The organism is Streptomyces sp. 150FB (genome assembly GCF_000818195.1).
Taxonomy (GTDB): Bacteria; Actinomycetota; Actinomycetes; order Streptomycetales; family Streptomycetaceae; genus Streptomyces.
This window is the reverse complement of record NZ_JTHL01000001.1, coordinates 9,270,982-9,292,835: the sequence shown is the minus strand read 5'-3', so window position 1 is coordinate 9,292,835 and position 21,854 is coordinate 9,270,982. Positions and strand designations below refer to the sequence as shown.

The 21,854-nt window shown below is 67.9% G+C and carries 17 protein-coding genes; 3 read left to right on the top strand and 14 right to left on the bottom strand.

What is annotated here, in order from left to right; genetic code table 11:
- The 3 genes from QR77_RS39745 to QR77_RS39735 form a co-directional block, all read right to left on the bottom strand.
- Nucleotides 1–880, bottom strand: an 880-nt coding sequence (locus tag QR77_RS39745) for an NAD(P)/FAD-dependent oxidoreductase (protein ID WP_160311009.1), incomplete at its 3' end; no start/stop codon positions are given.
- Between the two features lie 464 nt (nucleotides 881–1,344).
- Nucleotides 1,345–2,349, bottom strand: coding sequence for a zinc-dependent alcohol dehydrogenase family protein (locus QR77_RS39740; protein ID WP_040026778.1), 1,005 nt, complete (start codon nucleotides 2,347–2,349; stop codon nucleotides 1,345–1,347).
- 375 nt (nucleotides 2,350–2,724) lie between these two features.
- Nucleotides 2,725–3,165 carry a DUF4396 domain-containing protein gene (locus QR77_RS39735; protein WP_236711222.1) on the bottom strand — a complete coding sequence of 147 codons (441 nt, stop codon included), beginning with the start codon at nucleotides 3,163–3,165 and terminating at the stop codon, nucleotides 2,725–2,727.
- A gap of 309 nt (nucleotides 3,166–3,474) precedes the next feature.
- Between QR77_RS39735 and QR77_RS46300 the strand changes: the two genes are divergently transcribed.
- Nucleotides 3,475–3,723, top strand: a complete 249-nt coding sequence (locus QR77_RS46300; protein ID WP_150130517.1) for a hypothetical protein — start codon at nucleotides 3,475–3,477, stop codon at nucleotides 3,721–3,723.
- A gap of 35 nt (nucleotides 3,724–3,758) precedes the next feature.
- Here QR77_RS46300 and QR77_RS39730 read toward each other — a convergent pair whose 3' ends face one another.
- The 11 genes from QR77_RS39730 to QR77_RS39680 all read right to left on the bottom strand — a co-directional run bounded on the left by QR77_RS39730 (nucleotide 3,759) and on the right by QR77_RS39680 (nucleotide 17,614).
- Nucleotides 3,759–5,006, bottom strand: coding sequence for an SGNH/GDSL hydrolase family protein (locus tag QR77_RS39730; RefSeq protein WP_150130516.1), 1,248 nt, complete (start codon nucleotides 5,004–5,006; stop codon nucleotides 3,759–3,761).
- Between the two features lie 278 nt (nucleotides 5,007–5,284).
- Nucleotides 5,285–6,247, bottom strand: coding sequence for an SDR family NAD(P)-dependent oxidoreductase (locus QR77_RS39725; protein WP_040026774.1), 963 nt, complete (start codon nucleotides 6,245–6,247; stop codon nucleotides 5,285–5,287).
- 171 nt (nucleotides 6,248–6,418) lie between these two features.
- Nucleotides 6,419–6,703 (bottom strand): hypothetical protein, encoded by a 285-nt coding sequence (locus QR77_RS39720; RefSeq protein ID WP_040026773.1) that lies wholly within the window; start codon nucleotides 6,701–6,703, stop codon nucleotides 6,419–6,421.
- Between the two features lie 1,164 nt (nucleotides 6,704–7,867).
- Nucleotides 7,868–8,794, bottom strand: coding sequence for a PmoA family protein (locus QR77_RS39715; RefSeq protein WP_040026771.1), 927 nt, complete (start codon nucleotides 8,792–8,794; stop codon nucleotides 7,868–7,870).
- Nucleotides 8,791–9,936 (bottom strand): Gfo/Idh/MocA family oxidoreductase, encoded by a 1,146-nt coding sequence (locus QR77_RS39710; RefSeq protein WP_040026770.1) that lies wholly within the window; start codon nucleotides 9,934–9,936, stop codon nucleotides 8,791–8,793. The genes QR77_RS39715 and QR77_RS39710 overlap by 4 nt, the downstream gene beginning before the upstream one ends.
- A 61-nt stretch (nucleotides 9,937–9,997) precedes the next feature.
- Entirely contained in the window at nucleotides 9,998–10,540 is a 543-nt protein-coding gene (locus QR77_RS39705; RefSeq protein ID WP_040026769.1) for a DUF624 domain-containing protein, read from the bottom strand.
- 89 nt (nucleotides 10,541–10,629) lie between these two features.
- A complete protein-coding gene (locus tag QR77_RS39700) occupies nucleotides 10,630–11,526 on the bottom strand; it encodes a carbohydrate ABC transporter permease (protein ID WP_078877692.1) in 897 nt (298 codons plus the stop codon).
- Nucleotides 11,523–12,494 (bottom strand): sugar ABC transporter permease, encoded by a 972-nt coding sequence (locus tag QR77_RS39695; protein WP_040026768.1) that lies wholly within the window; start codon nucleotides 12,492–12,494, stop codon nucleotides 11,523–11,525. The genes QR77_RS39700 and QR77_RS39695 overlap by 4 nt, the downstream gene beginning before the upstream one ends.
- Before the next feature lie 34 nt (nucleotides 12,495–12,528).
- The gene (locus QR77_RS39690) at nucleotides 12,529–13,836 is read right to left on the bottom strand and encodes an extracellular solute-binding protein (RefSeq protein WP_078877691.1); all 1,308 of its coding nucleotides are present in this window, start codon (nucleotides 13,834–13,836) and stop codon (nucleotides 12,529–12,531) included.
- A 77-nt stretch (nucleotides 13,837–13,913) separates the two neighbouring features.
- Nucleotides 13,914–16,310, bottom strand: a complete 2,397-nt coding sequence (locus QR77_RS39685) for a polysaccharide lyase family protein (protein ID WP_040026765.1) — start codon at nucleotides 16,308–16,310, stop codon at nucleotides 13,914–13,916.
- A gap of 128 nt (nucleotides 16,311–16,438) precedes the next feature.
- Nucleotides 16,439–17,614, bottom strand: coding sequence for an enolase C-terminal domain-like protein (locus tag QR77_RS39680; protein WP_078877690.1), 1,176 nt, complete (start codon nucleotides 17,612–17,614; stop codon nucleotides 16,439–16,441).
- Nucleotides 17,615–18,093: 479 nt separating this feature from the next.
- Between QR77_RS39680 and QR77_RS39675 the strand changes: the two genes are divergently transcribed.
- Complete coding sequence (locus tag QR77_RS39675) at nucleotides 18,094–18,930, top strand: NAD(P)-dependent oxidoreductase (protein ID WP_040026763.1); 837 nt, start codon at nucleotides 18,094–18,096, stop codon at nucleotides 18,928–18,930.
- Nucleotides 18,931–19,349: 419 nt separating this feature from the next.
- Nucleotides 19,350–21,770 carry a polysaccharide lyase family 4 protein gene (locus QR77_RS39670; protein WP_150130515.1) on the top strand — a complete coding sequence of 807 codons (2,421 nt, stop codon included), beginning with the start codon at nucleotides 19,350–19,352 and terminating at the stop codon, nucleotides 21,768–21,770.
- Nucleotides 21,771–21,854 lie beyond the last annotated feature (84 nt).

Here is a 21,854-nt window from a genome sequence, read left to right as displayed (position 1 = left end):
GGATCCGGCCGGTGCCGGCCTCGATCACGGCCTTCCACACTCCGTAGGTCTCCCCCATCGTCCGGGCGCGTGGAATATGCGCGAGGTCGAAGCTCAAGAACGTTGTGCGCGGGATCAACCGGTCCCGGGTGGGACGTCGGCCGCCCGCAAGATTCGTCTTCAGTACTCGCCAGTCGTCCAGTGACGCATGAGTGAACTGCGAGGTGCCGGCCACGTCTCCTGCCGCCCAGGTATGCGGGGCGCTCGTAGCGGGGTACTCGTCCACCTCGATGAAACCGTCGCCGGTCAGCACCACCTTGGCCCTGTCCAGTTCGAGCGCCTCGGTCACGGGGGTATGGCCGACCGCGACCAGCACGTCATCTCCATACACCAGGCTGCCGTCCGCGAGCGACACGGCCAGCGCACCGTCAGCCTCGCGCGTCACCCGTGTCACCTCATGGCCCAACAACACCGTGACACCATGGTCGGACAACAACCGGCGGACCGCGTCCGCGAACTCCGGCTCCGCACGCGGCAGCAACTGCTGCCGCGTGGCCACGACCGTGACGTCACTGCCGAAGGCCGCGAACATGTCCGCGAACTCCAGGCCGATCGGGCCGGCCCCGATCACGACCAACCGATCCGGGAGGCGCCGGAGTTCGAGCAGGGTGTCACTCACCAGCACACCGGCTTGGGCGAGCCCGGGGATGTCCGGGATCCGGGGCCGGGTCCCGGTGTTGATCACCGTGTCCGCACCGCGCAGGACCCGGGTCCCGCCGCCCTCCAGGGCGACCTCCACCGTCCGTTCCGCGACGAACCGGGCCTCCCCGATGACCCGGACCATGCCCGAGTCCATGAACCGCTCGCGGTTGATGGCGACCACCACCGCCACTGTCGCCACTCCTCTCCACGGCGCTTTTGCGAACGCGCCCTCGAACAGTGAGGATGTCGGGTACAGCGCTCGCCCGTCGCTGTCGGCGACCGGTCCGCACGGGTCCAATCACGGTTCCCACCCTCGGGATGACGGGACGCCACGACTCAGGCAGCGGTCAGCGTCGGGACCAGGAGCTCCATGAACACGTTCCAGGTCCCAGATCCGCATAGTAGAAGAAAGTAGACATCTCGGCCGCATGGGGGAGGTTGCGCAGTCCACCCGACGCGGACTTCAACAGTGCGCGGGGGGTGCTGGCGACGCCGAAGCGCTTCCCCGCCGAGCTGGGAACCTGACACCCGGGCGGCACGGATGGCGGATTGGGCCGCGAGCAACTCCCCGCGCGCGTACCGGAAAGGGAGCCGGGGAGAGCCTGTCCGGAAGCTGGGGCGGGGACGGCGGTGTGTGTCCCCCCGCCCCGGCTTCCGGCGTGGTCACCGGGTGGTTCCGGCGGGGACGAAGAGGATCTTGCCGGTGCGTCCTGTCCGTGCGGCGTGTGCGAGTGCCTCCTGATGCTTCGCGAGAGGATAGGTCGCTTCGACAGTGGCGTTGATGACGTTCTGCTCGACCAGTTCGGCAAGCTCGGCGTAGATGCGCTCCAGTTCCGCCCGCGGCGTGGTGCGGATCCAGTTGAGGATGAAGAAGGAGCGCAGGCTAACCCCTCGGTAGATCAGGTCAGCGAGGGGGAGGGCCGGAGACTGGCCGGTGGCGGCGGAGAACGCGACCACGGTGCCGCCCGCTTCGACGGAACGTGCCAGTTGTTCAAGCGGTTCGGTGCCGCCAACGCCTTCGAGCAGGAGGCGCAGTTGCTTTCCGTCCAGGGCCTGGGCGACACGGTCGCCGAGGTCCTCTCCGTCGACAACCACCAGTGTGGCGCCGAGCTCGCGCACCAGCGGGACGGTTTCCTCGCGGCGCACCACGGCGAGTACGTTGACGCCGGCCTTCTTGGCCAGGGCGATGACGTACTGTCCGACCGCGGAGTTGGCCATGTCGATGCCGACCCAATCGCCGGCGCGCAGGTCGACGTAGTCGTGGAGCAGTGAATACGCCGTCGCGGGGTTGACCGGGAGCATGGCGAGCTGCAGCGGGTCGGCCTTCCCGGTCACGGGAACGACGGTGCTGACCGGCACGACGACCTGGTCGGCCCAGGTCCCCTGCACGAAGGTCGGCAGGACAAGGACTCGCTCGCCCACGAGGGAGCTGCTCACGCCGGCCCCCACGGCGATCACGCGTCCGACGCCCTCGGCTCCCATGGCATTGGGCACCTGCGGGTAGACGCCGAACCATCCAGCCGCGAAGAGCAGGTCCGCGTTGTTGACCGGAGCGGCCTCGACGGCGACGAGCACCTCGTCCGCGCCGGGGGTGGGAGTGGGTTCCTGCACGAGGGCGACGGTTTCGTCGGTGTTCCCGCCCACGGCGGTCAAGATGATCTTGTTCATGGTGTGCGTGCTCCTTGTACGGCGATGACGCCACTGTTTCGTAAGGCCCAAAATCGAATTCACGCTTACTTTCTATCAGCACTCCACTCGACCTGTAAAGGCCTTAAGGCGAAAGACCATGTTCCGGTTGTCGTGTCGCCACGCCACCCGCGCGCTCTCGCCCGCCGCCACGGACGGGGCGTCCATCTCCGGCCTGCTTGCGGCACGTTGAGCGGGGCTGCGTGGACCGGCCGGAGCCTTGGCCCAGCGGCCGAGCGCCTGGGCGGCGCCGTCGGCCAGGGGTTGCGGGGCCTTCCAGACGACGGCGGGCGCCGCAGGCGGTGGCTCGTAACTCCGCCACGTGGCGGTCGCTGCGCCCGGGCGAAGCGGGGAGGTTCAGTGGTACGCGTGGACGACGGCGTGACCCTTGCCGCGGCCGATCATCCACCGATTGACCGGCGTAGCGATCAAGAAGGCGAGTACCAGGGAAGCGGCGAGCGAACTCCAGAACAGGGCGTCCACCAGCCCGACGTTCATGGCACCCGGGATGCCGACCATGACCGTATTGTCGATGATCTCCATGACGGCGACGGAGAGCGTGTCGGCGGCCAGAGCGACCTTCAGCGCCTGACGGCGCGAAAGCCCTGCCCGTAGTACGCCGCGCATGGTCAGCGCATAGCCGAAGACGAACGCCAGGGCGACGGAGAGGACAACCGTCGCACCGTTGTTCAGGCCCGCCGCCGTACCGATGGCCATCCCCAGGACCTCGCCGATCGCACAGCCGGTCAGGCAGTGCAGCGTGGCCCGCGCGGCCGTCCGCCAGGGCGCGCCACCCATTGCAGTGTGTCCCGAGTGGTCGTGATTGCCATGGCCGTGGCCGGATACGTGATTCATCGTGCCGTCCTCTCCTGATGCCCGCGCGGGAAGGTCGTCGCCTCCCCCATCCCAACCTGATACCCCCAGGGGGTATTCGGCGATCGCCGGAGGAGATACGCGGGTCGGGGGCTGTACGCGTGTCGGCATGACGGCTTCTCGCGGAACAGAGCACACATGTCCGCAGCACCACGGCGAGGCGGCGATCCCGCTCGACATGGCCCGCGAGACCGGGCTTCTCAGTGCCGTCCGGGGCTGACGGCGTTGACACTGATGCCACGGCATCAGCGGGAAGGCCTTCTCGACGAGACCCTTGATGTTGATGTTCAAGTGGCGGTCACCCCGGCCTCGGTGAGGCCACCAACGAGCGGGTTCCACGATGAAGGCGTTGGCGAAGAGGACGCCGATGTGACCGCGTACCTGCCGGACGCGCGTGCGGAGGCGGTCGAGGTTCCCGAGCACGGCCGCGTCCGTCCGCACGCCGAGCGTGCAGCACTGTCCGACCGGCTGGGCGATCGCTGAGTTCCTCGCGAGGTGCGTCCTGCCCCGCCCTTGCTTCAGCCGAGTGGACCATCGAGCCCGCCGGCGAGGGCCAAGAAGCGTCCGGCCATCCTCCGGTAGCCGGCGGCGTTGGGGTGTAGGCCATCCGTCATGTCCTTGACATCGTCCGCTCCGAAGAGCGCGAGTCCATCGATCACACTGAGATTGGTGTCGCCCTCCTTGATGCGGATGTCGACCTCTCGCACAAGCAGTTCGCGGACACGCGTCAGACTGAGCGCTCCAGCGGCGAGCTCTGCGGGGCGCTCGATGGTACGCATCTGATAATTGGCATCGAAAAGCGTTGGCCCGGGCTGCTGCTCGGCGACCGGGCAGATGACCGGCGTCACGATCGCGATGGGCGTGTTGGGATGTCCGTCACGCACGGTGTCGAGGAAACCGTGGAATGCCGAGGCGAAGGTGCGTTCGCGCATGGTGTCGAAGTTGACTACGTTCGTGCCGAGTTCGAGGCTGATCGCGCTCGCGGGCAGGTCACGAACAGTACGGGCCATGAACTGGTCGAGTTGGCAGTGTCCGCCGATTCCGAGGTTCAGCAGGGACCTGCCGGTCTCGCGGGCGACCATCGCCGGCCACGTCTCCGTGGGCCGGTCGGCCTGCGAACACTGGCTGATCGAACTGCCGTGGTGCACCCAGAGCGGGGCACCGACCGGCGCCGGTCGCAGTGACGTCCCCGCGGCGATCCGCACGTCGAGCAGCTTGAGCATCGAGGACGCGGGGAACCAGATCTCGACCCGGCGGTCCGCGGCCCCCTCACCGAGTTCGAAGCGCAGAGTGGTGGGCCCGGCGGGATGGAACTGCGTCTCAAGCGTGACGGGATCAACGATGACGAGGTTCTCAGTCGCGCGCACCGGTTCCTGGAGCACCCCGTCGACCACCAGGTCGAACGTGCTCCCGGGGGACGTCGTGTCGGGAAGCAGATCACGTGTGAGCTCGACGTCGAACTCGAACACGGACGTGTCGGTGAGTGCCTCAAGGCGTACGCCCGACGGCACAGCGCTCATGAGATCGAAGTAGTCGTCGGCCATCCGCGCTCTCGCGGTGGCAGGTGTGCGGTGGAACGTGACGCCGGTCGCGTCGGTTGTCGTCTCGAGGGCGCCGACGACGTGGCCGACAGCAGTTTCCAAGACGGAGTACATGGGAATCCCATCATTCAGCAGGGGCAGGTGTGCCGTCGGCGAAAACAGCACGCCGACTTGGGTGCTCACCTGCCCCCTTGCGGTGGACTGAATTGCCGCTGCTTCCCGCACAGTTGCCGGGACCCCCGACCGTCACACGCGTGCGTGGCCCGGGACTCACCGTGTCGTTGTGCTCCTGCGTGGGCTGATGCGGGGGCGCTCACACCCAGGGCGGCCGGACAGGGAAGAAGCGGGGCGCCCGAGGTGCGGAGCCTTTCGCGAACACGCGCTCACCTGGCGAGACACGTCCGTCCTCGCGCCGAGCGGTCGCGCGTACGTCCCGCGGAGGGACGACTGTCCGTCCTGCCCTTGCGCGGCTCAAACGCCGCCCGACCTGGGAGGTGGCGAATTTACCTCGAACCCACGCCCTGCAGTGCTTCGTTCACGAGGGGAAGCGCGTAGTCCCAGAGGCGATCCGCCGCCGCGGGGTCCACGGCCCAATCGGCCACACCCGTCGTGGCGCCAGGACCTCCCGGCACGACTGCCGACTCCTGGTTGTCCTCGAAGTAGCGTCCGGTCACGCCCTCCAGCAGGGGCGATGCGGCCAGCAGCACGGAGGTGGCGGCCCCTTGTCCCGGTGTCTTGAAGTAGTCGTGCGTGATCAGATTCCCGTCGGCATCCATGGCCCCCATGGCCTGCATGGTCTCCATGGGGATGTGGCGTGACAGGTTGGTGTGAATGAAGCCGGGGGCGCAGGCGTTGGCACGTATCCCGTCGTCGGCCCACCTGTGGCTGATCCCGACGGCCAGCAGCACGTCCGCGGTCTTGGACTGTGCGTACGCCGCGAAGGGGTCGTACGGGCGTCGCACGAACTGGGGATCATCGAAATCGAAGCCGCCCATGAGGTGAGCGCCGGAACTGACCATGACCACGCGCGCCTGCCCGGCAGCCTGGAGGGCCGGCCGCAGGCCGGTGACCAGGGCGAAGTGGCCAAGGTAGTTAGTCGCGAGCTGCAGCTCCCAGCCCTGCGGGTTCTTCTGGTGTGTGGGCAGGGCCATAACGCCCGCGTTGGCGACGATCGCGTCCACGGGACCTTCCCACCCGTCACAGAACGTACGCACCGAGGCCAGGTCGGCGAGGTCGAGCGCCGCGACGTCGACGCCGGCGAACTCCTCGGTGAGAGCCTTCGCGTGGCCTGGATCGCGCGTGGCGACCGTGACCCGGACACCGGCACCGGCAAGAGCGCGGACCGTCTCCGTACCCAGCCCGGAAGCGCCGCCCGTAACGATCATGCGCTGTCCGGTCAGGTCCACACCGGCCAGGACATCCGCAGCAGTGGCCCTGGGGTGGAAGGGTGTTGATAGGAGTGACACGCGGTATTTCCTTCTCGATTGAGTGGGGTGGGTATGAGTGGGTGTCTGTATCGGAAACGCGACGGACGAGACCCGCTCCGTGGCGTCATCCGGCACCAGTCGCAGCCTGAGGGCGACGACGCCGGACCTCTGCCGGACCGGTTCCGCTCAGGTGAAGCCGGAGGGTGCGGGTCAGGCAGTGACCGGCACGAGCTTTGGCCGCTCGATCTGCCGCCACGCCGACCTCGCACGATCCGAGATCTCGGCGGGGCGCATCGTGCTGGGATCCCGGGCCACGACGGTGCGTGTGCCATGGGTGTCCGTCGTGACACCAGGGCCGTCGCAGGTCCGTTCGACCAACAGCGCGTAGCAGGTGTTGTGCAACATGCTGAAAGGGTCAAGATCATCGAAGTGAACGGTAACGGCGAGGGGCACGCCGCATTCGTCAGGGGCGACGGGGTCGGCGTGGTGGCTCAACAGCCATAAAAAATCCTTCTCTTCACGGTTTGCAGCTATTACCGACCTTCACCTATCGGGGACGCGGTCGCCGAGTGGGGCGCCTTACACACACGCCCACCCACTTGGGAACACTGGCCTGCGGCGCGTCAACAATCTTGCCATACATCGTGTCGTACAGAGTGTACGGCACGATGGCCGCTGTCGCGGTGACACCGATTTCCGACCGAATCGGCCCCCGCGCCGCCGGACGATCCGGGGATGCGATGACGGTGGGAGCCTGCTGTGGAATACCGGCTGCCCTGCCCCACCCACAGGTGTCTTCGCCTCCGCGGCCTCACTGCGACGGGATGCCGCGCGTGTGGTTCCCACAGCGAGCGGTGACAGCTCGACGCGAGATCTCGCCGGCGCCCACCCGCACGACCAAGGGCGTGCCATGTGTCCCCCGCGACGCGACGCCGCCTGTGCCGGGCGGCGTCGCGTGAGACCGCGTACGTTTTACCGTCCCGGCAGCCGGACATGACGCTTCGTCAAACCCTTGCCGTCGCTGTCGTGGTCGACTGTGGACCGTGACGGTGCTGGTCATGCTGACCGACGCATCGTTCTGGGACTGGCTCGTGTTTCGACGGGATCGACGACGTGGATGTCGAGGTGTCCGGACTGCGGCTGTTTCTCGGACCGAGGCCACGACCGCTAGCGGCGCGGGTCGAAGGATCTTCCACTCGCTGAGCAGGGCTTTGTGATCCTGTTGGCGGTGACCTCCTGGTCACCGCCATCGGCCTGTGGCTGCTGCGCTCCGCAGTCCTCGAAACAGACCCGCACACGGCCACGGCCACCATCACGGCCACGGTCATCACCACGGTGAGGACACACGGGCGCCCCCTGAGCACGGGCATCAAATCCCGCCACCGCAGCACCACAGAGACGCTCCGCCGGGCGTTCACGGCCACGCGACGGCCATCGCTGTGCTCGCCAGGCCAATCGTCGGCATCGGGCTGACTCTGCGCGCTGCCACCGGCCCCTCGTAATACCGTCCTCGCTGATGACCACCGTCCAAGAGCACACGACATGACTGGCGTGCGATATCGGAGACGAACCCAGCGCAGAATTCCGAACAGGACTGTATTAATCCACCGACCCGGGCAGCACCGGATCTGCCGAGGGACCGTTTCGGGCTGCGAGAACCTACCAGGACTGCCCTGCGAGATACGAGGCGATCGCTTCCCTCTCCCACCTGCCGTCCGCGACCACGACCCGGTAACGCCGGGCGAGCGTGTCGCCGGGAGGCAGTACCAGTTCGTCGTGGAAGGCCCACGACGGTGCTACCGCGGCGAACGGGGTGTTGCGTACGAACCAGTGCGCGGGATGCGCGCCGCCCAGCCCGGTGTGATCGTTCTCGGGCGCGTGCGCGAAGACCAGGGTGGCGAACCCGTCGCGGCCGTCGAACTCCCCGCTGAAGGCCAGCCACGCGGCCTGCTCGCCCATGAGCTCCGGCCCTTCTCCCTGGGGCGCGAGGACACGTCCGTCACGGAAGGACCGCGGGCCGCGCCAGAACATCCCCGTGTACCCCGCCAGCTCGCGCCCCTCCGTGGTGGGGCTGCCGAAGCGCAGCGGCTCGTCCCGCCGGTTGGTGATCGCGCTGCTCCAGGTCAGGGACCACGCGCCGGCGCGGGCGTCGACATCGTGGACCTCCACCGTGCGGGCCTCCTCCGCCCAGTGGTCCCCGTCGTGGTTGCGCCAGGCGAGCCGCTGGGCGATCACTGCTCTGGACTCGTCGGCGCGCACCTCGTCGAACCGCTCGTGGGTCATCGAGCCGACCAGCTCCGGCAGTTCGAGGTAGCCCTTTCCGCGCACATAGACGTTGCCACCCCACAGGTTCTGCCCCGACAGGTGCGAGGCCGTCATTTGGAGGCCCTTGTGCCAACGGTGGTCGTTCGGCCGGTAGTCGGTGACCACGCCGCCCGAAAGGGTCCGCAGGGGATGCAGGTAGGGCTTCGGAGCCTCGAAGGCCGCTTCGGGCCAGTACACGTACGACAGCAGTCCTGTTCCGCCCGCCGACACGTCGATACGGTCGCCGTGCGTGTGGGTAAGGGCGAGTGCGGGTCCGCTCACAGGGAGACCTCTTCGGCGGCGCCCGCGGGGGCCCAGCCGGGCGCCCCGCCGTGCAGGGAACGGTGGAACGGGTCACCGGGGCCGATCTCGCCCGCGTGGACCGTGGTGTCGGTGAAGGCGGACTTGTACAGTCCGGCGATCAGTTCGAGGCTTGTCCGGCCGCCCGCGCCGCTGCTCGCGGGCCTGCGTCCCGCTGCCACGTCCGCGACGAAGGAGCGCATCTGTGCCAGGTGTGAACTGGGCACATCCTCGCCCATGTCGCGCCAGGCACCGGCCTCCTCGGGGGACACACCGGGGGCGGGGGTGATCCGCCAGTTCGCGTTGGAGTACCCGTACAGATGGGTGAGTTCGACGGTGGCGCGCTCGCAGTCGATGCGGATGCGGCTCACCTCGTCCGGGCTCAGGACGCTGTTGACGACGGTCGCCATGGCGCCGTTCTCGAACCGTACGAGCGCGGTGGAGACGTCCTCGGTCTCCACGTCGTGCACCAGACGCCCCGCCATGGCACGCACCTCGGACCACGGCCCGAGCAGGTCGAGCAGCAGGTCCATCTGGTGGATCCCGTGGCCCATGGTCGGGCCGCCGCCCTCGGTCTCCCACCGGCCCCGCCACGGCACGGCGAAGTAGGCCGCGTCCCGGTACCAGGTGGTCTGGCAGTGTGCGACCAGCGGCCTGCCCATGGCGCCCTCCGCGAGGAGGTTCCGCACATGGCCGGCCCCCGACCCGAAGCGGTGTTGGAAGACGATCGCCGCATACGGTCCTCCGGCGCCCTCCGCCGCCTCGATGGCGTCGAAGTCCGCCAGCGACGGACAAGGGGGCTTCTCACACAGCACCCACGCCCCCGCTCGCAGTGCGGCGACGGTCTGCTCGCGGTGGACGGCGGGGGGCGTGCAGATGACGACGAAGTCGGGGCGCTGCTCGGTGAGCATGGTGTCGTAGTCGGTGTACGCGTGCGGGATGGAACCGTCCGCGCAGAACGCCGCCACCGCGTCGGTGTCGATGTCGAAGGCGGCGACGGTCTCGACGTCGGATTGCAGCTCCTGGAGGGCGGGCAGGTGCGCCTCTCTGGCGATGCTCCCCGTCCCGACGATGGCGGCCTTCAGGCGCCGTGCTTCCGGATGGACAGATGAGGACACAGCCATCAACTCCGCGTCGTGGGGCCTGGATGGAGGGAAAGGGGGAGAACGAACCTCCGGCCGCCCGTCATTCGGCCGCCTCACGGGCGACCACGGCGGAGACCGCGTAGGCCAGTGGTCCCGCCATGAAGCCGCCGAAGGCGGGTATCACGGCGACCAGCGCGATCACGCAGGCCAGACCGGCGAGCACCAGCGGTACGGTTGACGGCACGGCTCGGGCCCGGTCGGCCGCGGCACGGATCGCCGTCCGCCACGAGGTTCCGGTGGCGGCCCGGCGGGCGACCGTGAGAAGGACGAGCGACACGGCGCCGGACCCCAGCAGCGTCAGTGCCGCCGCCTCCACCGGGTATCCCGGCATCCGCGAGGTCAGCACCACATGAACCTCGAACCAGGTCGCGGCGAGAACGGCCAGCACGATGAACTCCAGGGCAAGTCCGGCGCGCAGGTCGCGACGGACCACTCTCATGAACGTACGCAGGAGCGGCAGTTCACGCCCGCGGTGCCAGCCGGCCACGACCTCGGCGGCGGCGCACCAGGAGGCCCCCGCGGTGACAACCGGCAGCGAGAACAGCACGAACAGCGCTCCCACGGCCATCGTCTCGGCGGCCACACGTACGTGTTCCCCGCGCTCAGGAAGCGGTCTCGTGCCAGGGAGCGGCCGCCCTCGGGGGGCCGCCGGGCGGTCCGTGGACATCCGGCTCATCCCTTCAGTCCGCTCGACGTGGCGCCGTCCACCAGGAGTCGCTGGAAGGCGAGGAAGAAGAGGAAGACCGGCAGAAGCGCCAGGATCGACATGGCCATCATCGGGCCGTAGGAGGTCATGCCCGTCTGGTCGACGAACAGTGACAGTCCGATCGGCACGGTGAACTTGTCCGTGTCATTGAGGTAGACGAGTTGGGTGAAGAAGTCGTTCCACGTCCAGATGAAGCTGAAGATCGCGCTGGTGATCATGGCCGGCCGAGTCAGCGGCAGCAGGATGTGGAAGAACGTCCGGTAGGGACCGCAGCCGTCGATCCGGGCGGCCTCGTCGATTTCCCGTGGAATGCCGCGCATGAACTGGACCATGAGGAAGATGAAGAACGCCTCGGTCGCCAGGAATTTCGGAGCGATCAGCGGAAGGTCGGTATTGATCCAGCCGAACTGCTTGAAGATAGCGTACTGCGGAACGATCAGGACGTGGTAAGGCAGCAGGATTGTCGCCACCATTCCGGCGAAGAGGACCGAACGCCCCCGGAAGGCCAGCCTGCTGAAGGCGTACGCGGCGAGCGAGCAGGAGAAGAGCGTGCCCACCACGGCGCATGCCGAGATGAACAGGGAGTTCACGAAGAAGCGCCCGAACGTCACACCCGGATTGGCGTTCCAGCCGTCCGGGAAATTGTGCAGCGTCCAGTGCAGCGGCCAGGGCCGGTTGGACGTGACGATCTCGGTCGCGGGCTTGAACGACGTTCCGAGCATCCAGATGACCGGATACACGAGAACGGCCAGGACGGCGATGACGAGCAGATGCCACAGGAACGTCCGGCCGGGCCGCTTCGCCGACCCCTGCCTGGAAACCACCGGCAGCGGGCGTTCCGCCGTCGGAGTGCGGTCGTTCATCGGGTTCCTCCGTCACCGTAGAAGACCCAGACCCTGGAGACGCGGAACATCAGCAGGGTCAGGACCGCGACCGTGGCCAGCAGGACCCATGCCATGGCCGACGCGTAGCCGAACTGAAAGTCGGTGAAGCCCTTCTGGTACAGGTACAAGGTGTAGAAGAGCGTCGAGTCGGCGGGGCCGCCGGTTCCGCCGCTGATGACGAATGCGGGTGTAAACGCCTGGAATGAGTTGATGGTCTCCAGGAGCACGTTGAAGAAGATGACCGGCGACAGCAGAGGAAGCGTGATGTGCCAGAACCTGGTCCATTTTCCGGCGCCGTCGACGTCGGCGGCGTCGTACAGTTCGGACGGTATCTGCTTGAGGCCCGCGAGGAAGATCACCATGGGCGCGCCGAACTGCCAGCAGGCCAGCAGGATGATGGCCGGCAGCGACCACGTCGGGTTGTTGATGAAGTCCGTCTTCGGCAGACCCAGCGAGGCGAGTCCATTGCTCACGGCGCCGCCCTGGGCGAACAGCGAGCGCCATACCAGGGCCACAGCGACGCTGCTGCCGAGCAGTGACGGCAGGTAGAACAGCGAGCGATAGGCGCCCGTGCCGCGCCGTTTGCGGTTCAGCAGCACCGCGACGGCGAGCGCGAGCCCGAGCTTCACGGGTGTCACCACAACCACGTAGATGAGGGTGACGCGCACGGAATGGAAGAACCGGGGGTCGGAGGTGAACATCTGATGGTAGTTCGCGAAGCCGATCCACTTCGGCGACTGCAGAAGGTTGTAGTCGGTGAACGAGAGGTAGAGCGAGTACACCAGCGGACCGACGGTGAATACAGCGAGCCCGACGAACCAGGGCAGCAGAAAGACGTATCCGGCGGTGCGATCGGCGAAACTCTTGTTCCGGGTGGTGCTGCGCTTACCCGGTCCCGGCAGTGCCGGGACCGGCTTTTCGAGGTTGGCCGTCAAACTCACCGGCATAACTCCTTCGTCAGGCCCTTGGCGGGTCAGGCCGTCACTGCGCCAGTATTTGCTTGGCCTGCTGCATGAACGAGGCCGCGCCGGCGGCCGGACTCTGCTGGCCGAAGCTGACGCCTCCGTAGATCCGCTGCATCAGGACGATCAACTGTCCGTCGCCCTTGGGCGGGGCGGTCGGGGTGGCGCTGAGCAGCGGCGCGCTCGCGGTTCCGTAGTCGGACACGACCTTGTCGATCCCGGTGGACGCGGCTGCCTGTTGCTTGCGCACGGTGAGGTTGGGGAACAGGCCGCGGCTGGTGCCCAGCGTGGTGGCCGCCTTGGAGTCGTTGACCAGGAAGCTCAGCAGCTTGGCCGCTTCCTTCGGGTGCTGGGAGCGGGCGTAGACGGACAGCAGCATGGACGGCTTGGCGTACATGCCGGTCTTCCCGTCGGCGGTCGGCAGCGAAACCAGCGCCAGCTTGTCCTTGGTCGCGGCGGAGTGGCTGGCGTAAATGCTGTCGTAGTCCCATTCGGCGGCAGCGCTGCCCTTGGCCAGCGGATCCTCGGCAGGGCCTGAGGCGAGCGTGGCCGTGAGGTTGGCCGCCGTCGCGCCACCGGACTTGCGCAGGCCGTCGCAGAAGGTCCAGAAGCCGGCGAGGTCGCTCTGGGAGAACCCGAGCTTGCCGTCGGCCGTGTAGAGCTCCTTGCCGCGCTGGAGCATCCAGGACTGGAACGCCGCCCACGTCGTACCCGGGTCGGTGATGCCGGCGACCTTCCCGTCGGACTTGGCGTGAACCTGGTTGGCGAAGTCCGCCAGGTCCTGCCAGGTCCAGCCGGCCTTCGGCACGGCAACACCGAGCGCCTGGAGCTTGGTGGTGTCCACCACGAAGCTCTGGGCGGTCTGGCCGAACGGCACCGCGACCTGCTTCGCGCCGTCCTTGCCGCTGCCGGCGAACTTCGGGTCGAGGCCGGACAGGTCGACCGTGCCGGGACCCGAGGAGAGGTTCAGGAGTGTGTTGCTCTGGGCGTACTGGCTCTGGTTGCCCCAGTCGATCTGCATGAGGTCGGGCGCGCCGCCACCGGCGATCTGCGTGGCCAGCTTCTGGTTGTACGGACCGAAGGTCGCGTACTGGGTGCTGACCGTGATGTTCGGGTTCTCCTTCTCGAAGATCGCGATGGCCTTCTCGGTGGCCTTGGCGCGAGAGGCGTCGCCCCACCAGGAGAAGGACAGCTTGACCTTTCCTCCGTCGGCGGAGTCGTCACCTCCACCGCACGCGGTCAGGGACATGGCGGCGACCACGGTGGCGGCGACAGCGACCGATCGCATTCGGCGGGAACGGCGCGGGGTGGTGAGACGAACTCTCATGAAAGGAACTCCTGTGGGAGAGGGGAGACGCCGAGTGAATCGGAGCCGGGATACAAGTCGTTACCGGGAAAGCGGGGTCAGTGGGACCGGCCGGTGGTGCTGGTCGTCGCGCGGCCGCCGTTCGCGCTGAGGCTCACGACGAAGGACCGCGGGTCGACGCCCGGGTGATCGTTCAGGTCCGTGGTCACCTGGAAGGTGGCCGATGCGCCGGGGGCGAGCGCCGCGACGACCGGCACCGGGAACCGCCGCGGGTCACGACCCGACACCGCGACCGGTTGCCGAGTGCCCCAACGACCCTGAAGCGCCACACCCGTCAACCGCACGTCCTGGGCGGCACCACGGCCCTTGTTGGTCACCCGGACCGTACAGACCGCGGCACCCGACGCCTCCGAGATGTCCATCACGTCCGCCCGCAACTTCGCCACCGCCGGAGCCTTCGGCTCCGCGACCTCCAAAACGAACGTGTCCCAGCCCAGACCGTCGCCGGCGGCGCTCGTTCCCCCACGGGTGAGCGTGATGCTGTTGTGGCCGACTTTCAGCGCGTCGGCGGGGAAGGTCAGGACGGTCTGCCGGAAGTACCCGCTGCGGTCGGTCTGCCGGCTGATGGTCGAATCGTTCTGGCTCGGAAGGGAGTTGGTCACCACGGTGCTGGATCCGTTGACGGCGACGGTGGGCGGCTTGCCTTGCTGCATGGACGTGGCGACGGTGAGGTGCGCCGTGCCGTCGTACGGGCGGTCGAGGGTGAAGTCGATGGTCCAGGTGCCCGGGTTGGTCTGCGCGTAGTACCAGTCCGTGGGCTCCCAACTCTCGCCGATGGTGAACGTCAGGTCGCCGGGGACCCGGGACGGCTTGTCGTAGTCGCGCGGGTGGACGTGCTCAATCGGATGGGTGGCCAGCGCGAACTCGCCACTGCGCCGGTCACTGGAGCCGATCTGCCAGAGATGGGTGGTCCGGCTCGCGGGTGTCCACGTGATGTTTCCCAGGTCCGTGGTCCTGCCCTTTACGGTGATGCCGGTCTGCTTGTGCTGGTCGACGATGGAGCCGCCGGCTGCGAAGACGTAGAGGGTGTAGGTACCGGCTGTGGTGGTACCGGGCAGCCTCGCCGGGGGTATGCCCGGGAGCCGGAAGCGGCCGTCGGCGTCGGTTTTCACGAAGTAGGTCGGCTCGTGGATGGTGTAGACGTCGTCGACGTCCTGAGTCGAGAGCAGGACCCACAGGTCACCCGCGGGCCTGCCGTCGGTGATCCGGACCCGGCCCGATACGGTGCAGCGCTCGGCGGGCGTCGGGTACAGCGCGTCGTCGATCCAGCCGGCTCCCGCGCGGTTCTCCGCGATCTCCTGACCGGCGATCTTGGCCGCGTCGGCGATCACCGCGTCCGGGTCCGACTCGTCCCCGACGGTGAAATACGTCAGCCACGGCCCGTACAGCCGGCGGTAGCCCGTGGTCAGCGGATAGGCGGGAAGGCCGTAGTGGTTCGCGCCGAAGTAGTTGAGGATGGTCGCGTCCTGGTGGATCGCGAGGTCCTGGTGGGTCGGGCCGACGCCGTAGAACGCGCTGAGCGTCTGGTCCGTGATGCCGCCCAGCGGTGTGAACCAGACCCCGAAGCCGTGGCCGTAATGACCCCACATCGGATTCTCGTGGTGGTACAGGCTCCATTCGTACTTGCTGTACGCCGTACCGGCCGGCAGGTTCCCCGAGTTGCTGTCGGGAGCGGGGAGATCCGGGTTGTTGACGCCGTCGATCCGCCAGGTCTCGTCCTGCAGCATCTGCTGCGTATTCAGGTACTGGTAGGTCGGCTGCTGGCCCTTGCCGCGCTCCCAGTTGAAGGAGTGGTCAAAGATCGACCGGTCCCAACGCGAGTTCATCCGAACCTCGTTGATGGCTGTCGGCGCGACAGCCGTGAGGATGTCGTAGCCGTAGAGGCCGCGGCGGCCGCTGCGCATGATCAGGTGATGCTCATGCTGCAGTGGCGTGCTCGTGTTGTCGACGAACGCGACCTCGACCAGTTCCGGGCCGACCCGCACCACCCGGACCTCGGTGCAGATCAGCCGGGTTTTGCCGCCCGAGTCGTCCACGTAGAACGACGGGGCCTTGCCGTCGTCCTGCGGCTTGGAGCCGTTCAGGTTGTGGCCGAGCTCCACGCCGTCGACAACGACCGAGACCGCGGCGATCGAGACGCCCACGGTTCCCGAATACACACCGTTCAGATCATCGCGCCCGAAGGTGAACCGAACGAGACCGTTGTCGAGTACGACGGTATCCACCGCGTCCGGAAAGGAATGACTGCCGGCCACGGCCTCCCTCCCGTTCAACAGCAACCGAACCGGAGTGCCGGACGGCTCCTCCCGCGGCGTCGTCGCGGGGCCGGCGTCCGCCCACGCCACGCCACCGGTCATCCAGGCGGCGGTAGCCGCGGTACCACCGACGACACCGATGGCGGTTCGTCTGGACATGTCCCTGACTGGCTTGTCCATGGAGGTCTCCTTCAATCACGTAAAGGCGCGGGCGGGGTACGCGTGGTGGGCGTGGCCCGGGAGGCGGGAAGAGCCGCCGAAAGCAGACGGAGGAATCGGGGCGGGGGCTCCGCGTCAGCGGGGACCGGTCACCATGACCGGACTGTCTCGGCCTCGATGTACTCGAGGTTCAGGCTCTCCCCGAGCCCCGGATCGGTGCCGAGGTGGACATAGCCCTCGGCGTCGATGGGTGCGGTCGCCCGGTTCAGATGTGGAGGTACCTCGTCGAAGTCATAGGCAGGGTGCAGCAACCCACGTTCGTACCAGCGGCTGTTGGCGACCGCGCTCAGTACTGCCAGCGTGCCGGCGCCGCCGCCGTGCATCTCGCAGTCCATGCCGAATGCCTCGGCGAGATGGACGGTCTTGAGCGCCGGGCCGATACCGCCGGCGGTGTGCACGCCGACCCGGAGGATGTCGCAGGCGTTGGCGGCGATCCATTCCGCACGGGCGTGCATCCGGCCCTCGACGCTCTCGGGCCCTATGACGAGGGTGTCGAGCTGTTCGGCCAACCACCGGTAGGACTGGGTGGAATGCTCCTCCATCGGCTCCTCAAACCAGTAGAAGTTCAGCCTGTCGAGCGCGCGGCCGAGTTCGAGCGCCTCGGATCTGCTGTACCAGTGATTCGCGTCGAGCATCAGCGGGACGTCCGGTCCGACCGCTTCCCGGACGGCGGAACAGGCGCGGATGTCCATGGCCACACTGGGCGCGAAGGACACCGGCGGCATCCAGGTGTGCAGCTTGATGGCGTGGTACCCGTCCGCGACGAGCCGCTCGGCGAAGGCGGCGTAGTCCTCCGGACTGGACAAGCCGCCCGGGATCTCATCGCCGCACATCGTGCTCCCGTAGGCCGGTACCTTGTCGCGCATACCTCCGAGCAGCTTCCACACCGGCAGTCCCAGCCTGTGGCCGGCCAGATCCCACAATGCCTGCTCGACGGCCGCGAGCGTCCTGTCGTTGAGTGTTCCCGCGCTCCCGCGCTGCCGCCGGGCCAACTCGTGCCACAACCGGGCCCGGTTGAGCGGGTCCTGGCCGAGCAGCACCGGCCGGATCGTCTTCTGCAGCCGCGCCTCGCCGACATGCGCCTCGTCGACCAGAACGCGACCCCGATGTCCGTCACTGTCCACAATGGTGAGGAGAGCGTGCGTGACGGTCCGTTCACTTCCGGGGTGCGCGTGCCCGTCCGCATCGTGCACCAGCTTCGTGGTGGTACGGAAAGTCTGGGCGGACACATCCACGATGGTGGCCCAAGCGATTTCGGACAGCATGGTGTCTCATTCCATCCATGTGAACTCTGTTCATCACGCTAGATGCGCTGGGACGCTACGGCGTCCGTTGTGCGGCGTCAAGGGACTTGTTGAAACGATTTAGGGCTGCGAAGAACCGGGCGCCAGGCCCTCTCTCCGCGATCCGCACGCAGCCGACAACCGGAAGGTCCGACGAGGTGCGGCGACAAACAACCGTCAGGAAGCCTTCTGACACCGCAACTTCTTGACGTACGCGCCTCTCGGCCATCGATCCCGCGCCGACGGAACCGCCACGGCGGGACACCGTATACGACGACGCTCCCGGAGGTCGGGCGAGCCGGAGATCAGGACCGACACCCCCGCTCGATTGAATCGATACATGGACAGCCGGCCACGGACAGAGGCAGCATCCTGTCCCAAATGGCCGGCCCCGCACTCGCGGCGGCAGGACGCGAATCCCCTCGGACCGGTATTGCCCAGCCCACAGACATGAGGCCACGATGAAGCCCACACCTCCCACGTTGCTGGTCACCGGAGCCGCCGGCATGCTCGGCCGGTTCCTGACGCGTCGTCCACCGGAAGGCTGGCGGCTGCGGCTCACCGATCTGACGGTGCCGGCCGACCCGCACCCCGAGTTCCCCGAGACGCCCCCGGCGGGGGTCACTTGGCAGCGGTTGGACGTCACCGATCGCGAGCAGACCGCGGCCGCGTGTCGTGGCGTCGACGCCATACTGCATCTGGGCGGCGTGTCCAACAACGCCGCCGCGACGCGAGACCGGTTGATACCGGTCAACGTGGGCGGCACGAGCAACCTGCTCGACGCCGCCGCCCACGCCGGGGTCCGGCGGGTCCTGATCGCCAGCAGTAACCACGCCGTCGGATTCCGGCGCCGTACGACCGGCGAACCTCTCCCGGACGACGTCGACTGCCGACCCGATTCGCTCTACGGGGTGACGAAGGCCGCCATGGAAGCGCTCGGCACGTTCCACGCCGACCAATACGGGACAGAGGTCGTGCTCCTGCGGATCGGTTCCTGTTTCGAGCGGCCGACGTCGCCGCGGATGCTGTCGACCTGGCTGTCGCCCGCCGACTTCTGCCGCCTCGTCGAAGCCTCGCTACGGGCGCCGGTCGCGGGCTGCCGTCCCGTGTGGGGCGTATCCGCCAACACGCGCCGCTGGTGGTCGACCTCGGGAGGGGACGCGCTCGGGTACCGGCCGCTCGACGACGCCGAGACTTTCGCGCCGGACCTGGACCCGGCCGCGTTCGCGGTCGACCCACGGGGCGAGACGGTCGGCGGCGCCTTTCCCGCGACGACCCCGGGAGGGGCGGAAGCCTGAGCGCCGCCCCCCGATTACCATCGTTTCAACTTTTTCTCCCGTCCGGTGATCCTGCCGCGCCGTCCGGTGGACGCGAGAAGGACGGGCCAGGTATCGCATCGCGATCCCATCCGCACGGTCGCCCGCACGAACCACGCACCACCTCGCTGAGCTGCACTTTCGCTGCTCGACACACGTCTGTCCCGGGCCGGCGGCACAGCCCGGGCCGCCGGTCGGCCGGGGTCGGGGTGCGGCCGGGCCTCTTGAAATCAGCACGCCTCTTCTCATCCGGACAGTCACTCGCTAGCTTGGTCGTAGACAGCGCTTGCTACGTTTCAATCGGTTGCGGCGCCGGTGGGTGGGAGCGCTCTGCTCGCGTCCGCATGCCCCCTCGCGCAATCGCTTTACCCTTCCACCGCCTTCCAGCATGGGGAGCCTTGATGTCCTGGCAGCGAAGTGAATTGAGCCGTCGCTCGACGCTCGGTCTCATCGGCGCGGGCGCGGCAGCGACCGTCTGGAGCAGCGAAGGCTCCGCCTCCGCGACATCCACGACGGACGCGGCACGTGGCAGCAGCCAGAGTGGCGCCGCGGTCCAGGTGCTGATCAACGGTCGGCCGGCACGCGTCGGCACGTACGCCTTCCCGACTGAGGTCGACGAACTCGTACTGGACAACGGCCTGGTGCGCTACGCCTTCGGCCGTGACGACGCCGCCGGAGGCGTGGTCACCGGCTGGACCGACGTCTCGATCACGGCGACCTCCGTGATCGTGGACGGAACGGAACTCGGGCACAAGCTCAACGGCGTCGACCCTCGCGATCCGGACCGCCAGCATTCGTTCTACGTGGACGCCGGGGGCGGCAAGACCCGGCTCGTCTGCACCCAGGTCAGGGTCTTGCGGGTGGAACACGGGCTGGTCGAGGTCGCGTTCGTCGACGTCACCAGCACTCCGCTGCAGCACGAGCACCACTTGATCATGAGATCGGGCAAACGCGGGCTGTACGGCTACGACATCCTCAGCGCCAGCGCGGCCACCTCGATCAGCGAGGTCCGGATGAACACACGCTGGGACCGCGGCATCCTCGACCACAGCTTCAACTGGGAGCGCGGCAAGGGCCAGCAGCCCACCTACGCGTACCTGGCCACGCAGAAGAACCTCGCGGACGAGACCTGGCTGGTCGACGGAGTCAACAACCCGGACCTGCCGTCGCCGGAGAGCAATGCCGGCGGTACGAAGGCCGGCGATGTCTACACGAAGTACGACTGGAGCCTGTACCACTTCGAAAGCCCGATGTTCGGGCACTACGGCAACGGCTTCGGTACGTGGTTCACCCCGCTCGGTGGTGTGTCGGACCAGACGCTGTCGGGGTTCTACGGTGTGGGTCCGCAGCGCCAGGACCTGGCCATCCATCAGGACGCGCTCATCCTCAACTACTTCTCGCCCAACCACTACGGGCTTCCCGGGTACGCGCTGCCGATCGGCTACCGCCGGCTGTACGGCCCGTGGTTCAGCTACGTGACGGTCGGCGACCCGCGGGACCCGGACGCGCTGATCGCAGATGCCGCCCGGATCGCCCAACAGGAGATCGAGGAGAACCGGGCCGGATCCTCCTGGGTCAGCGACTCCCTTTACCCGCGGCCCGCCGAGCGCACAACCGTCAGCGGCAAGGTCCGCATCTCCGACGGCCGTCCAGGCGCCGGGCTGTGGGCACTGCTCAGCACCCAGGACGTGGAGGACGTCTACAGCATCCACGAGGCCGCGTACTTCGTACGGACCGACGAGGACGGCTCCTTCAGCATCCCGGGCGTCCCGCCCGCCTGGCGACCCGGCACCACCGACCCGGGGACGTACACGCTCTACGTCTTCTCGGCGGACGGCTCGGTCACCGATCAGTACAAGCTGACCGGCATCGACGTACGCGGCAGTCGGCACAACCTGGGCACGCTCCTGTGGTCACCGGTCCAACGCTCCACGTTTCTCTGGCAGATCGGCCGGGCCGACCGAACCGGCGGCGAGTACGCACTCGCCAGCAAGTCGCCCGCCCGGCCGAGTCCCCGGGACTACTGGAAGCCCACGCTGATACCGGGTGACCTGTCCTTCACGATCGGGCGGGACTGGGAGCCGGAGTCCTGGTACTACGCCCACCCGAACCCCGGCACGTGGACCGTGCACTTTCCGCTCGACCGGCTACTGGACGGCACCGCCTTCCTGACCGTGTCCTCGTCCATGCAGCAGGGAACGCCCCCCACGGTCAGCGTCAACGGGACGTCCGCCGGCATCGTCGGTTCACTGCCGAACCACAACGACTCGACGATCGGCCGTCAGGCCGACCGCAGCGGCTATCCGCGGCAGGCCCTGCTGACGTTTCCCGCCTCGCTCCTGACCGTTGGCGACAACACCATCTCCTTCACGAACGGTGGCGCCGTCACGCCCGACGCTGTGGAACCGTCGTCCTCGGGATTCGGCTGGGACACGCTCCTGCTGGAAGTCGACGGGGCCGGCCCGGCCAAGCCTGCCCGGCTCAGCGGCCGGGTGACGAGTCTTGGGTCCTCCCACGGCACGAGTACCTGGCAGATCGAGATCACCAACAAAGGTTCGGGACCCGCCAACGACGTACGGCTCGACGCGGTCCACTGGTCGGACGGCAGGCGGACGGCGGACAAGCGTCCGCTGGTCGACGGTGCCGACCCCAACAGCTTCCCTGTCCCGGTCGCCGCCTCGATCTCACCGGGCGCGTCTGCCACGGCAACCCTTCGAATCGCCGGCCACGGGTCCCTGCCGAACTTCGATGTGATCGAGCTGGGATTCTTCGCCAACGGAGGACGGATCCGCGGATCGGCCAGGAGCCGCCGGGCCCGATGACCGCTGTCCGCCCCGGGTGAGGCCGGGGCGGTGACCCATACGCGGCCTGAACGAGTTCGGTGTGTTTGGTGGTGGCGGCGGACC